This is a genomic window from Streptomyces sp. NPDC038200 (assembly GCF_055600785.1).
This window is the reverse complement of the sequence record NZ_JBVJYH010000001.1, coordinates 178,164-190,519: the sequence shown is the minus strand read 5'-3', so window position 1 is coordinate 190,519 and position 12,356 is coordinate 178,164. Positions and strand designations below refer to the sequence as shown.

Annotated in this window: 14 protein-coding genes; all 14 read right to left on the bottom strand. The window is 70.5% G+C overall.

Annotated features, from left to right (window positions below):
- Positions 1-29: 29 nt before the first annotated feature.
- The 14 genes from ACZ7KF_RS00845 to ACZ7KF_RS00780 all read right to left on the bottom strand — a co-directional run bounded on the left by ACZ7KF_RS00845 (position 30) and on the right by ACZ7KF_RS00780 (position 12,265).
- Positions 30-506 (bottom strand): hypothetical protein, encoded by a 477-nt coding sequence (locus ACZ7KF_RS00845; RefSeq protein ID WP_401420964.1) that lies wholly within the window; start codon positions 504-506, stop codon positions 30-32.
- Between the two features lie 181 nt (positions 507-687).
- On the bottom strand, positions 688-1,428 hold the full coding sequence (locus tag ACZ7KF_RS00840; RefSeq protein ID WP_471067847.1) for a sirohydrochlorin chelatase: 741 nt from the start codon (positions 1,426-1,428) through the stop codon (positions 688-690).
- A 6-nt stretch (positions 1,429-1,434) separates the two neighbouring features.
- The gene (locus ACZ7KF_RS00835) at positions 1,435-2,319 is read right to left on the bottom strand and encodes an ABC transporter permease (protein WP_471067844.1); all 885 of its coding nucleotides are present in this window, start codon (positions 2,317-2,319) and stop codon (positions 1,435-1,437) included.
- On the bottom strand, positions 2,306-3,109 hold the full coding sequence (locus ACZ7KF_RS00830; protein ID WP_471067841.1) for an ABC transporter ATP-binding protein: 804 nt from the start codon (positions 3,107-3,109) through the stop codon (positions 2,306-2,308). Before ACZ7KF_RS00830 ends, ACZ7KF_RS00835 begins: the two co-directional genes overlap by 14 nt.
- 11 nt (positions 3,110-3,120) lie before the next feature.
- Complete coding sequence (locus tag ACZ7KF_RS00825) at positions 3,121-4,224, bottom strand: aliphatic sulfonate ABC transporter substrate-binding protein (RefSeq protein WP_471067838.1); 1,104 nt, start codon at positions 4,222-4,224, stop codon at positions 3,121-3,123.
- A gap of 223 nt (positions 4,225-4,447) precedes the next feature.
- The gene (locus tag ACZ7KF_RS00820; RefSeq protein WP_471067836.1) at positions 4,448-5,782 is read right to left on the bottom strand and encodes a sulfate adenylyltransferase subunit 1; all 1,335 of its coding nucleotides are present in this window, start codon (positions 5,780-5,782) and stop codon (positions 4,448-4,450) included.
- Positions 5,783-5,784: 2 nt separating this feature from the next.
- Positions 5,785-6,729: a sulfate adenylyltransferase subunit CysD gene (gene cysD / locus ACZ7KF_RS00815; protein ID WP_471067833.1), complete on the bottom strand. Its 945-nt coding sequence runs from the start codon at positions 6,727-6,729 to the stop codon at positions 5,785-5,787.
- Positions 6,726-7,262, bottom strand: coding sequence for an adenylyl-sulfate kinase (gene cysC, locus ACZ7KF_RS00810; RefSeq protein WP_471067829.1), 537 nt, complete (start codon positions 7,260-7,262; stop codon positions 6,726-6,728). Before cysC ends, cysD begins: the two co-directional genes overlap by 4 nt.
- A 26-nt stretch (positions 7,263-7,288) precedes the next feature.
- On the bottom strand, positions 7,289-7,999 hold the full coding sequence (locus ACZ7KF_RS00805) for a phosphoadenylyl-sulfate reductase (protein ID WP_471067826.1): 711 nt from the start codon (positions 7,997-7,999) through the stop codon (positions 7,289-7,291).
- On the bottom strand, positions 7,996-8,178 hold the full coding sequence (locus tag ACZ7KF_RS00800; protein ID WP_385840688.1) for a hypothetical protein: 183 nt from the start codon (positions 8,176-8,178) through the stop codon (positions 7,996-7,998). Before ACZ7KF_RS00800 ends, ACZ7KF_RS00805 begins: the two co-directional genes overlap by 4 nt.
- A complete protein-coding gene (locus ACZ7KF_RS00795) occupies positions 8,175-9,872 on the bottom strand; it encodes a nitrite/sulfite reductase (RefSeq protein WP_471067822.1) in 1,698 nt (565 codons plus the stop codon). The genes ACZ7KF_RS00800 and ACZ7KF_RS00795 overlap by 4 nt, the downstream gene beginning before the upstream one ends.
- Before the next feature lie 178 nt (positions 9,873-10,050).
- On the bottom strand, positions 10,051-10,134 hold the full coding sequence (locus ACZ7KF_RS00790; RefSeq protein ID WP_309474722.1) for a putative leader peptide: 84 nt from the start codon (positions 10,132-10,134) through the stop codon (positions 10,051-10,053).
- Positions 10,135-10,261: 127 nt separating this feature from the next.
- Positions 10,262-10,834 carry a GNAT family N-acetyltransferase gene (locus ACZ7KF_RS00785; protein ID WP_471067820.1) on the bottom strand — a complete coding sequence of 191 codons (573 nt, stop codon included), beginning with the start codon at positions 10,832-10,834 and terminating at the stop codon, positions 10,262-10,264.
- A 99-nt stretch (positions 10,835-10,933) separates the two neighbouring features.
- Complete coding sequence (locus ACZ7KF_RS00780; RefSeq protein ID WP_471067818.1) at positions 10,934-12,265, bottom strand: hypothetical protein; 1,332 nt, start codon at positions 12,263-12,265, stop codon at positions 10,934-10,936.
- Positions 12,266-12,356: the final 91 nt, after the last annotated feature.

The following is a 12,356-nucleotide window of genomic DNA, read 5'->3' as shown; positions in this document are numbered from 1 at the left end:
CGCTGCGCACCCACGCGACGGTCGGCGGACTAGAACACCCAGGACTGGGCCTTGCACTCGGTCGGCCAGGTGTCGAGCGCGTACCAGCCGTGGACGACCAGGCGGGTCTTGCCCTTCTTGGTCACGGGACGCTGGCCCTTGGGGTAGTCGTAGCTGTACGAGTTCATGTCCCAGCGGATCGAACCGGGCTTCTCGTGTTCCCAGCCCTTCCGGCTGGAGCCGACGAGCAGCCAGCTGGCCACGTCCGTGTCCGAGCGGGACTTCTTGATGCCGTGGCTGCTCGGGTAGAAGTACCGGCTCAGGTGCTGCCAGGTCGTGCTCGTCTTCTTGGTGTAGTACGTCCGCACCTTGATCTTGGCGTCCGCCGTGGGAGTGAGCGAGGCGGAACAGGTGGCGTCCGCCTTGTGCGTGGCGGCGGACGCCTGCGGGGCCGCCATGCCGGTCAAAAGAATTCCGGCGGCGACCGGTGCCGCCAAAGTGGTCAGCCATTTCTTGCTGATGTTCACCGTGTTCCCCGTTCTTCGGCTTGTGCGATCATCCTTCCGCGTGAACGAGTGGGGCGGCAACTCAGTTGAGTGTTCTCTGAGGTTCCGTTTTTCGCCGAATTTATGCAGGCGGTGTCCGCGTGAATAAGTCACGACAGTCGAAGGCGTCGTACCAGGGGCCGGACCGTCGCGCGGGGAAATGTCAGGCGATGCGCCGGAGCGAATGCCGCAGCGCCGCTTCGTCGAACCGCTCCAGCAGGAGACGAGCCACCTCCGGGGCCGGACCGAGCACCTCGGCGCGTACGTCCGCCCCGGCCGCGCCCCGTGCGATGCGGTCCGGCAGGAAGCCGGGGGCCAGGACGTACGGCGCCACGGCCACCCGCTCGCAGCCCAGCCGCCGCAGCTCGCGCACCGCGTCCTCGGTGCGCGGCAGAGATGCGGAGGCGAACGCAGGCCGCACGGCGCACCAACCGGTGTGCCACCACTCCCGCGCGATGTCGGCGATCACTGCGATCGCCTCCGGGTCGGAGGACCCCGCCGAGGCCAGCACGACCCCGGTCGAGGGCTTGTCGGCGGATGTCAGCCCCGCCTCGTGGAGCCGCCGTTCCAGCGCCGACAGCAGCAGCGGGGACGGGCCGAGCACATCCGCCTGACGGATCCGCAGCCGGGCCGGCGCCTCCCGCAACACGGCCGGGATGTCGGCCTTGGCGTGGAACGCCCGGGTCAGCAGCAACGGCAGGGCGATGACGTCCCGTACCCCCTCCGCCGCCAGCGACTCCAGCACCCCGTGCACGGACGGGACGTTGAAGTCCAGAAAGCCGGTCTCCACACGCAGGCCCGGCCGCAGCGACCGCACCCGCTCCACGAGGGCGTGCACGGTCGCCGCGTGCCGCGGGTCGCGGCTGCCGTGGGCGATGACGAGGAGAACCGGCTTGCTGTGCATGAGGCGTCAGCTCTTCACCAGCAGACCGCGGCTGCGCAGGACCCGCCGCTCCAGCGGGCTGAAGATCAGCAGGTCGATGGCGATGCCGACGAACAGGATGAGCAGGATGGCCTCGAAGATCATGGGCATGGAGCTGGCGTTGCGGCCGTTCTCCAGCAGGGCGCCCAGCCCGATGCCCAGATCCGGCGAGGAGGCGATGATCTCCGCGGCCATCAGCGAGCGCCAGGAGAAGGCCCAGCCCTGCTTCAGACCGGCCAGGTAGCCCGGCAGCGAGGCCGGCAGGACGATGTGCAGGGCGCCCCTCACCCCGGTCGCGCCCATGGTGCGGCCCGCCCGCAGGTACAGCGGCGGCACCTGGTCGATGCCGGAGACGAGCCCGTTGGCGATGGACGGCACCGCTCCCAGCAGGATCACCGCGTACATCATCTTGTTGTCGAGCCCCAGCCAGAGCACCGCGGGCGGCACCCACGCCACCGACGGCAGCGACTGCAGACCCGACAGCACCGGGCCGATGGCGGCGCGCACGAACTTCACCCGCGCCACCAGCAGACCCAGGGGGGTGCCGATGGCCAGCGCGAACAGGAAGCCCAGCAGACCGCGCGAGACGCTGGTCCAGATGTAACCGACCAGCTTGCCCTCGAGCCAGGCGCGCTTGAACTCGTTGCCGACGTCGGCGGGCGACGGCAGCTTCGTCGGGTCGTCGACGATCTTGAAGGAGATCAGCGCCTGCCACACGACCAGCACCACCGCGGTGGCGACGATCGGCGGCAGGATCTTGTGGACGAAGGTCTGCCGGAACGGCGTACGGCCGACGGCGGATGCCTCCAGGGCGTCCAGACCCGCCTCGACGCTCCCCGCGTCCTCCACGGTCTTCGTCTCAGTGCTGGCCATGACGCCGGATCTCCCCACGCAGTACTTCGGTGATCTCGAGGGACAGTTCGGCGACCGGCGCGTCCTCGATGCGCCGCGGCTGCGGAATGTCCACCCGCCACTCGCGGGCCACCCGGCCCGGGCGGGAGGACAGCAGCACCACCCGCTGCGCGAGCCGTACCGCCTCGCGCACGTTGTGCGTGACGAACAGGACGGACACGCCCGTCTCCGCCCAGATCCGGGTCAGCTCGTCGTGCAGCAGGTCACGGGTGATCGCGTCCAGCGCCGCGAACGGCTCGTCCATCAGCAGCAGCTGACTGTCCTGCGCGAGCGCCCGGGCCATGGCCACCCGCTGCCGCATGCCGCCGGACAGCTCGTGCACCCGCTTGCCGTACGAGCCCTGGAGCCGCACCAGTTCGAGCAGCTGCTCGGCCCGCTCGCGGCGGTCGCTCTTCGGAACGCCCCTGAGTTTGAGGGCGAGTTCGATGTTCTTGCCCGCGGTCAGCCACGGGAACAGGGCGTGCTCCTGGAACATCAGGGCCGGACGCCCCTCGGTCGCGATGCTGCCGGCGGAGGGCCGGTCCAGCCCCGCCACCAGGTTCAGCAGCGTCGACTTTCCGCAGCCCGAGGCCCCCAGGAGGGTGACGAACTCGCCCGGTGCGACATCGAGGCTGATGTCGTCCAGGACGAGCTGCTGCCCGCCCGGTGTCGCGAAGGACTTCGAGACGTGCTCGATGCGCGCCGCGTGCTCGACCGTCTCGGCGGCCTTCGCCAGGGTCGTTGCCATGGTCGTCACCTCCTGGGAACTCATCGGCCGGGGATCTACTTGGCGCCGAGTCCGGCGTCGCTGACGGTCGCCTTGCCCTCGGCCGCAAGGACCTTGTTCAGGAGGGTGAGGTCATAGATGCCGTCGAGCTTGGGGTTCTCCAGCAGACCGGCCTTGACGGCGTGCTCCGCCTCGGTGTTGAGGGTCGCGGCCAGCGGGTCGTCGGTGATCTGGATGGACTTCCACGCCGGGTCCAGGACCTCGGCCGGCAGCTCCTTGCCCGAGTCGCTGCCCAGCTGCTTGTTCGCGGCGGCCTTCGCCTCGTCCGGGTTGGCGTTGATCCACTTGTTGGTCTCGACCGACGCCTTCAGAACCGCCTCGACGGCCTTCGGGTGCTCCTTCAGGAACTTCTGCGACACGATGATGTTCGTGATCACGAACTTCTTGTCGGGCCACAGGGAGGACTCGTCCAGCAGCACCTTGCCGCCCTCGGCGACCAGCTTGGACGCGGTCGGCTCCGGCACCCAGGCGCCGTCGATGGAGCCGGACTTGAAGGCGTCCGGGGTCACCTTGTTGTCCGTGCGGATGACGGAGACGTCACCCTTGCCGCTCTCCGCGTCGACCTTCCAGCCCTGCTCGGCCACCCAGTTGAGGAACGCCACGTCCTGCGTGTTGCCCAGCTGAGGGGTGGCGATCTTCTTGCCCTTGACGTCCTTCAGCGACTTGATCTTCTTCGGGTCGACGACCAGCTTCACCCCGCCGGACGCCGAACCTCCGATGATCCGCAGGTTCTTGCCCTGGGACTTGGTGTAGCCGTTGATCGAGGGGGAGGGGCCGATCCAGCCGATGTCGATGGAGCCCGAGTTCAGGGCCTCGATCTCGGACGGGCCGGCGTTGAAGATCTGGTAGTCGGCCTTGGTGGCGCCCAGCTCCTTCTGGAAGAAGCCCTTCTGGTTGCCGACCAGCGCGGTGGCGTGGGTCAGGTTGCCGAAGTATCCGATCTTGACGGAGCCGAGCCCGTCGATCTTCTTGGCCCCGGCGGCGACCTTGGCGGAGGTGTCGTCCTTGGCCTCGGACCCGTAACCGCAGGCGGCGAGGGTGAGAAGGGGGAGCGCGGCTATCACCGCGAAGGTGCGACGGAAGGCTTTTGTTGCAGGCACGGGAGGTGTTCCTCTCGGAGGCCCGGCGGTCACGGGCTTTCAGGTCGTGGCCGGGAGGTCGGCAGATCTTCGTCTACGGCGGTGGGGGGTGCGGGCGCGCAAGCGGTGCGCGTACGTCAGCGCACACATCGCGCCACTCCGCCCTGCCCGCTGCCGAGGGCGCCGCTGCCGACGCGGCCGCCCTCCTTCGCGAACGTCGAGTAGAAATCGGTGGAGTTCATGGTCAGAAGTCCCAACCGTCGTCGTCGGGGTCGTCCTTGACCGGCTCGGGGGACGCGAACGACTCGCCGACCATGCCCGCGGTGAGCGTGGTGCCGTCGGCCGGGTCGATCAGGATGAAGGAGCCCGTGCGGCGCGAGTCGGCGTAGGAGTCGACCGGCAGCGGCTCGGCGGTACGGATCTTCACCCGGCCGATGTCGTTGGCGACGAGCTGTCCGGGGTGCGGGTGCAGGGACAGGTCGTCGAGCGTGAGCCGGGACGGGATGTCCTTCACGATCGCCTTGACCGTGCGCGTGCCGTGCTTGAGCAGCACCCGGTGGCCCACGGTGAGCGGGGCGTCGGCGACATGGCAGACGGTCGCCTCGACGTCCTGGGTGGTGGCCGGCGCGTCCTTCGTCGGCACGATCAGGTCGCCGCGCGAGACGTCGATGTCGTCCGTGAGGAGCACCGTCACCGACTGCGTCGTCCAGGCGACGTCGACCGGGGTGCCGAGCAGGTCGATGCCGGAGATCGTCGTCGTGCGGCCGGACGGCAGGACGGTGACGTGGTCGCCCACCCGGAAGGTGCCCGCCGCGATCTGGCCGGCGTAGCCCCGGTAGTCCGGGTGCTCGGCGGTCTGCGGCCGGATCACGTACTGCACCGGCAGCCGCGCGTGGCAGTGCGCCAGGTCGTGGCTGACCGGCACGGTCTCCAGGTGCTCCAGCACGGTGGGACCGCCGTACCAGTCCATGGTGGCGGACGGCTCCACGACGTTGTCGCCGGCCAGCGCCGAGATCGGGATCGCGGTGACCTCGGGGACGCCCAGCTCGGTGGCGTACGCCGTGAACTCCTCGGCGATCGTGGCGAAGACCCGCTCCTCGTACCCCACGAGGTCCATCTTGTTGACGGCGAGGACGACGTGCGGGACGCGCAGGAGGGCGGCGATGGCCGCGTGCCGGCGGGTCTGCTCGACCACGCCGTTGCGGGCGTCGACCAGGATCACGGTCAGCTCGGCGGTGGAGGCGCCGGTGACCATGTTCCGGGTGTACTGCACATGGCCCGGGGTGTCGGCGAGGATGAACCGGCGGCGCGGCGTCGCGAAGTAGCGGTAGGCGACGTCGATGGTGATGCCCTGCTCCCGCTCGGCGCGCAGGCCGTCGGTGAGCAGCGCGAGGTCCGGGCCGTCCTGGCCCCGGCTCGCGGAGGCGCGCTCGACGGCCTCCAGCTGGTCGGTGAGGACCGACTTGGAGTCGTGCAGCAGCCGGCCGACGAGCGTGGACTTGCCGTCGTCGACCGAGCCGGCGGTGGCGAACCGCAGCAGGGTGGTGGCCGAGAGTGCCTCGGTCGTGGTCGTGCTCATGCTTAGAAGTACCCCTCGCGCTTGCGGTCTTCCATCGCGGCCTCGGACAGCTTGTCGTCGGCACGGGTCGCGCCCCGCTCGGTCAGCCGGGAGGCGGCGATCTCGGCGATCACGGCGTCCAGCGTGGTCGCGTCCGAGTCGACGGCGCCGGTGCAGGACATGTCACCGACCGTGCGGTAGCGCACCAGCCGCTTCTCGACGGTCTCGCCGTCCTTCGGGCCGCCCCACTCGCCGGCCGTCAGCCACATCCCGCTCCGCCGGAACACCTCGCGCTCGTGCGCGAAGTAGATCTGCGGCAGGTCGATGCCCTCGCGGTCGATGTACTGCCAGACGTCCAGCTCGGTCCAGTTGGACAGCGGGAAGACGCGGACGTGCTCGCCGGGGGCGTGCCGGCCGTTGTACAGGTTCCACAGTTCGGGGCGCTGACGGCGCGGGTCCCACTGGGAGAACTCGTCGCGCAGCGAGAAGACGCGCTCCTTGGCGCGGGCCTTCTCCTCGTCGCGGCGTCCGCCGCCGAAGACCGCGTCGAACTTCTCGCTCTGGATCTTCTCCGTCAGGGGAAGGGTCTGGAGCGGGTTACGGGTGCCGTCGGGACGTTCCTTGAGTACACCGCGGTCGATGTAGTCCTGGACCGAAGCCACATGGAGGCGCAGCCCATGTGCGGCGACCACACGGTCGCGGTACTCAAGGACCTCGGGGAAGTTGTGTCCCGTGTCCACATGGAGGAGGGAGAAGGGCACCGCGGCCGGCGCGAACGCCTTCAGCGCGAGGTGCAGCATGACGATGGAGTCCTTGCCGCCGGAGAACAGGATCACCGGGTTCTCGAACTCGCCCGCCACCTCGCGGAAGATGTGCACCGCCTCGGACTCCAGGGCGTCCAGGTGCGACAGGGCGTAGGGGGTGTCCGTCCCCTCGCCGCCCGTCGTGGCCTTGGCGACGGTCGTCATGCCAGTCCCCTCTCGCTCAGCAGGGCGTGCACGGACGCCGCGGACTCCTGCACGGTCTGGTGCTGCGACTCGATCCGCAGGTCGGGCGTCTCGGGCTCCTCGTAGGGGTCGTCCACACCGGTCAGCCCGGTCAGCTCACCGGCGGCCTGCTTGGCGTACAGCCCCTTCACATCGCGCACGCTGCACACCTCGACCGGAGTCGCCACATGGATCTCCAGGTACGACGTCCCGTTCTCCTCGTGCCGCTTGCGTACCGCGTCCCGGCTGTCGGCGTACGGCGCGATCACCGGCACCAGCGCCTTGACGCCGTTCCGGGCCAGCAGCTCGGCCACGAAGCCGATGCGCTGCACGTTGGTGTGCCGGTCCTCGCGGGAAAAGCCGAGGCCCGCCGAGATGAACTCGCGGATCTCGTCGCCGTCGAGCACCTCGGCACGGTGGCCCTCGGCACGCAGCCGGTCCGCCAGCTCGTACGCGATGGTGGTCTTGCCGGCGCTCGGCAGACCCGTGAGCCAGACGGTGGCTCCGGTCGTCACGTGGTTCTCCTGAATCTGGTCGTTCGTCATCCGTGCAGCCCGCACTCGGTCTTGCCGCGGCCCGCCCAGCGGCCGGCCCGCGCGTCCTCGCCCTCCAGGACCCGGCGGGTGCACGGGGCGCAGCCGACGGAGGTGTAGCCGTCCATCAGCAGCGGGTTGGTGAGCACGCCGTGCTCGGTGATGTACGCGTCCACGTCGTCCTGGGTCCAGCGGGCGATCGGCGAGATCTTGACCTTGCGCCGCTTCTCGTCCCAGCCGACGACGGGGGTGTTCGCCCGGGTCGGGGACTCGTCGCGGCGCAGGCCGGTCGCCCAGGCCTGATAGCCCTTCAGGCCCTCCTCCAGCGGCTGCACCTTGCGCAGCTTGCAGCACAGGTCGGGGTCGCGGTCGTGCAGCTTCGGGCCGTACTCCGCGTCCTGCTCGGCGACCGTCTGCCGGGGCGTCAGGGTGAGGACGCGGACGTCCATCACGGCCTCCACGGCGTCCCGGGTGCCGATGGTCTCCGGGAAGTGGTAACCGGTGTCCAGGAAGACGACGTCCACACCCTTCCGCACGCGCGAGGCGAGATGGGCGACGACGGCGTCCTCCATGGAGGAGGTGACGCAGAACTTGGCGCCGAAGGTGTCCACCGCCCACTGCAGGATCTCCGGCGCGGAGGCGTCCTCCAGCTCGCGGCCCGCCTGCTCGGCGAGCGCCTTCAGCTCGTCGGTCGTACGCTCTTCCTGAGCCGTCGTCATATCCGGTCGTCCCCTCCGTTGTCGGCTCGCTGCAGCCCCCGGGCCAGCAGCCCCAGGAACTTGAGCTGGAATGCGCGGTTGCACGCGCCGCATTCCCAGGCGCCGTGGCCCTGCTCACCCGGACGCAGGTCCTCGTCACCGCAGTAGGGGCAGTAGAAAGGTGCGGCCCGCTCGCTCACGACAGTGCCTCCTCGGAAGCGCGGGCGGCCCAGGCGGCGAACCGCTCGCCGTCCGCGCGCTCCGCCTGGAAGCGCTTCAGCACCCGCTCGATGTAGTCGGGCAGCTCGTCCGACGTCACCTTCAGGCCGCGCACCTTGCGGCCGAAGCCCGGCTCCAGGCCGAGCGCGCCGCCGAGATGCACCTGGTAGCCCTCGACCTGCTCGCCCCGGTCGTCGAGGACCAGCTGCCCCTTGAGACCGATGTCCGCGACCTGGATACGGGCGCAGGCGTTCGGGCAGCCGTTGAGGTTGATGGTGATCGGCTCGTCGAAGTCCGGCAGGCGGCGCTCCAGTTCGTCGATCAGCTGCGAGCCGCGCTGCTTGGTCTCCACGATGGCGAGCTTGCAGAACTCGATGCCGGTGCAGGCCATGGTGCCGCGCCGGAAGGAGGACGGCCGGGCGGTGAGGTCGAGCGCCGCCAGGCCCTCCACCAGCGAGTCGACCCGGTCCTGCTCGACGTCCAGAATGATCATCTTCTGCTCGACGGTGGTGCGGACCCGGCCCGAGCCGTGCGCCTCGGCGAGGTCGGCCACCTTCGTCAGCGTGGCACCGTCGACCCGGCCGACCCGCGGCGCGAAACCGACGTAGAAACGGCCGTCCTTCTGCCGGTGCACACCGATGTGGTCGCGCCACTGCTGCACCGGCTGCTCCGGGGCGGGCCCGTCGAGCAGCTCGCGCTTGAGGTACTCGTCCTCCAGCACCTGCCGGAACTTCTCCGCGCCCCAGTCGGCGACCAGGAACTTCAGCCGGGCGCGGTTGCGCAGCCGGCGGTAGCCGTAGTCACGGAAGATCGAGATGACGCCCTCGTAGACGTCCGGGACCTCGTCGATCGGCACCCAGGCGCCGAGCCGCACGCCCAGCTTGGGGTTGGTGGACAGGCCGCCGCCGACCCACACGTCGAAGCCCGGGCCGTGCTCGGGGTGCCGTACGCCGACGAACGCGACGTCGTTGATCTCGTGCACCACGTCCAGCAGCGGCGAGCCCGAGATGGCCGTCTTGAACTTCCGGGGGAGGTTCGAGTACGCCTTGTTGTTCAGGACGCGGCGCTTCATCTCCTCCAGCGCCGGCGTGGCGTCGATGATCTCGTCCTCGGCGATGCCCGCCACCGGGGAGCCGATCATCACACGCGGGGTGTCGCCGCAGGCGGTGACCGTGGACAGGCCCACGCCCTCCAGCCGGTCCCAGATCTCGGGCACGTCCTCGATCCGGATCCAGTGGTACTGGACGTTCTGGCGGTCCGTGATGTCCGCGGTGCCGCGCGCGAACTCCTGCGAGATCTCGCCGATCACCCGCAGCTGCCGCGTGGTGAGCGCCCCGCCGTCGATGCGGACCCGCAGCATGAAGTACTTGTCGTCCAGCTCCTCCGGCTCCAGGATCGCGGTCTTGCCGCCGTCGATCCCGGGCTTGCGCTGGGTGTACAGCCCCCACCAGCGCATCCGGCCGCGCAGGTCGTTCGGGTCGATCGAGTCGAAACCGCGCTGGGAGTAGACCGTCTCAATGCGTGTCCGCACATTGAGACCGTCGTCGTCCTTCTTGAACTGCTCGTTGCCGTTGAGCGGCGTGAAATGGCCGACGGCCCACTGACCCTCACCGCGGTGACGACTCACCTTGCGGCGGGGCGCGGAAGCGGCTGGGTTCTGCGGGGTGGCGGCCATGGTTGTACGTCCTTCGGGACAGCGACGGATGGGGCCGGCGCGTAGCGCCGTCGGTGAGAGGCGGTGGGCGGGTGCCGACGAGCGGCTCTGACCTGCGCGTACGTGCGCATGCGGGCATGAGTGCGCGTCATTGCGCACGCGTGATCAGGTACGGGGAAGGGCGGCGGTGCTGGGGGTGTCAGCTCACCGGACAGATGGCGCTGGACATGCGGCCGAGGTCGACGTGCCGCCGACTCACCAAGGCAATTCCAGTTCCAGACATGACGGAAGCGTGTCACGGCGATCTGGACAGAGTCCAGCTTCGTCCATCATGCGGACATCCTTGTCCCGAAATGTGGAACAAGGGTGTCCTCGCTCACATGCTCTGCCGGAGGGCTTGTCCCGGCAGGTCAGGCGGGGTATGCCCCGGGCCAGGGCCCGGGGGTGGCCACGTCCGGCTCCAGCTCCACCTTGGTGTCGAACAGATGGAAGCCGCGCCGCTGGTAGTTGGCCATCGCGAACTCGCCGTCCTTGCTGCACGTGTGCAGCCATACCCGCTTCGTCGGCGTCCGTCCCGGCCACCGCTCGGCCAGGTCCCAGGCGCGGGCCGTGCCGTACGCCAGCAGGTGGCCGCCGATGCGCCGGCCGCGGAAGGCGGGGATCAGCCCGAAGTAGACGATCTCGACCACGCCCTCGTCCTGCGGCTCCAGCTCGACATAGCCGGCCGGGGTCCCCTGGTCGTAGGCCACCCAGGTCTCCACGCCGGGCCGCTCCAGGTGCTCCCGCCACCGCGCGTACGTCCACCCCAGCCGGTCGGTCCAGCGGATGTCGCCGCCGGTCGAGGCGTACAGGAACCGGCTGAACTCGGGGGAGGGCACCTCGGCGCGGACGATCCGGACGTCGCCCTCGGGGGCGGCGGCGGGCAGGAGGTCGGCCGGGGAGGTCTGCTCCAGGGACCAGGTGGTGACAGGAACGCTGCTCATGCGGGCCAGGGAATCATCCCGCCGCCCGGTCTGTCGATCGGGTCCGGGGCGGGCGCGGGCGGAGGCCGGACCCGTCGTCCCGGGGCCGGCCGGCCGGGGTCAGTCCAGGGAGCGGGCGAGGTCCGCCAGGGGCAGCGCGAACAGCATGCGGTCCGACAGGGACCAGACCTCACCCGTCTCCTGCCAGGAGGAAAGGGAGCCGGCTCCCTGCGCCCAGCAGCGGTCCGAGGCGTCGGCGCCGCACCGGACGGCCCGGGCACCGTCGGCGTTCTGCCGCCACAGCCCACCGTGTCCGTCCTGCGCATCGGGCAGCCGTCCCACATACCAGGACGGCCGGTCCGCCCCGGCCTTCCGGTACGACAGCACGCCCCGGATCCCGTCCGCCCGGGTCCGGTACGCCTCCACCGCGTCCGCCCGCCCCGCGGCATCCGTGGCGAGCAGTCCGGCGCGCGCCGGATCGGTGCTGAGCGCGTACCGCCACAGCCGGGCGGGCCGGTCCTCGCCGGGCGCGGTCCACTCCGCGGCGACCAGACTGTCGGGCGCCGTACCGCGGTCGAGGGCGAGCGCGCCGGGGCAGGGCGGCCCGGAGGGTGCGCAGCGGCCGGCGGTGAAACGGTAGGAGCCGATCGCGGGCAGTACATAGGCGTACCCGTCGGCGGACCAGCCGCCGGGCACCCGGCCGATCCCGGGTCCGTCGACCGAGGTGCGCTGGATGCGGTCGAGGTCGTAGACGTAGAGCGCCTCGGCGCTGCCGGCCGTGGTGGTGACGAACAGCTTGTTCTCGTACCAGACCATGCCGGAGACGCCCGAGGTCAGACCCCGGTAGTCCCGGCCGCCGTCGACCGGTACGACCAGCAGCGCCCAGCGGTAGTCGAGGTGCCCGGGGTCGTCGGCGTCGACGAAGGCGACCTTGGCGAGGCCGCGCTCGGCGGGGCGGCCGGTGGTGGTGCTGTGGGTCGCACCGGCGAGGATCACCCGGTGGGTGCCCCAGACGCCGTCGTCGTCGGCGTCGCCGGAGGTGGTCACGGAGGCGGGCCGCCAGTCGGTGGCGGTGTCGGCCGGGTCCCAGCAGTAGGCGCGGGCGGCGGCCGGGGCGACGGGCAGGGACGCGCGGTCGCCGGCGGAGCAGTCGGCGGCCTCCCGCAGGCCGCGGTCGGTGCTCTGGAGAACGGCGTCCACACCGACCGGACCACCCATCGCGGTGGCGAGCCGGTCCAGCGTGCGGGCGGGGACCAGGTGCTCCTGGAGACGGAGCCGGCCGGTGTCCGCCGTGGAGGTCAGCGGCCTGAGCGCCCCGGGACCCTCGGTGACCTCGGCCTGGGACGCGCTGATCAGGGTGGCGGTGGCGGTGAGCGCCAGCGCGGTCCCGGCCAGGACGGCGCGCAGGGCCGCGCCCCGTCTGCGTCGGCGGTGTCTGCCGCGATGCTTCATCTCTCCTCCAGAGGGCGGGCCAACTGCGCCTCACGGTCCGTACGTTCACGCGAGGAACAGGTGGGGAGGCCCGTACGGGATGCTACGGCAG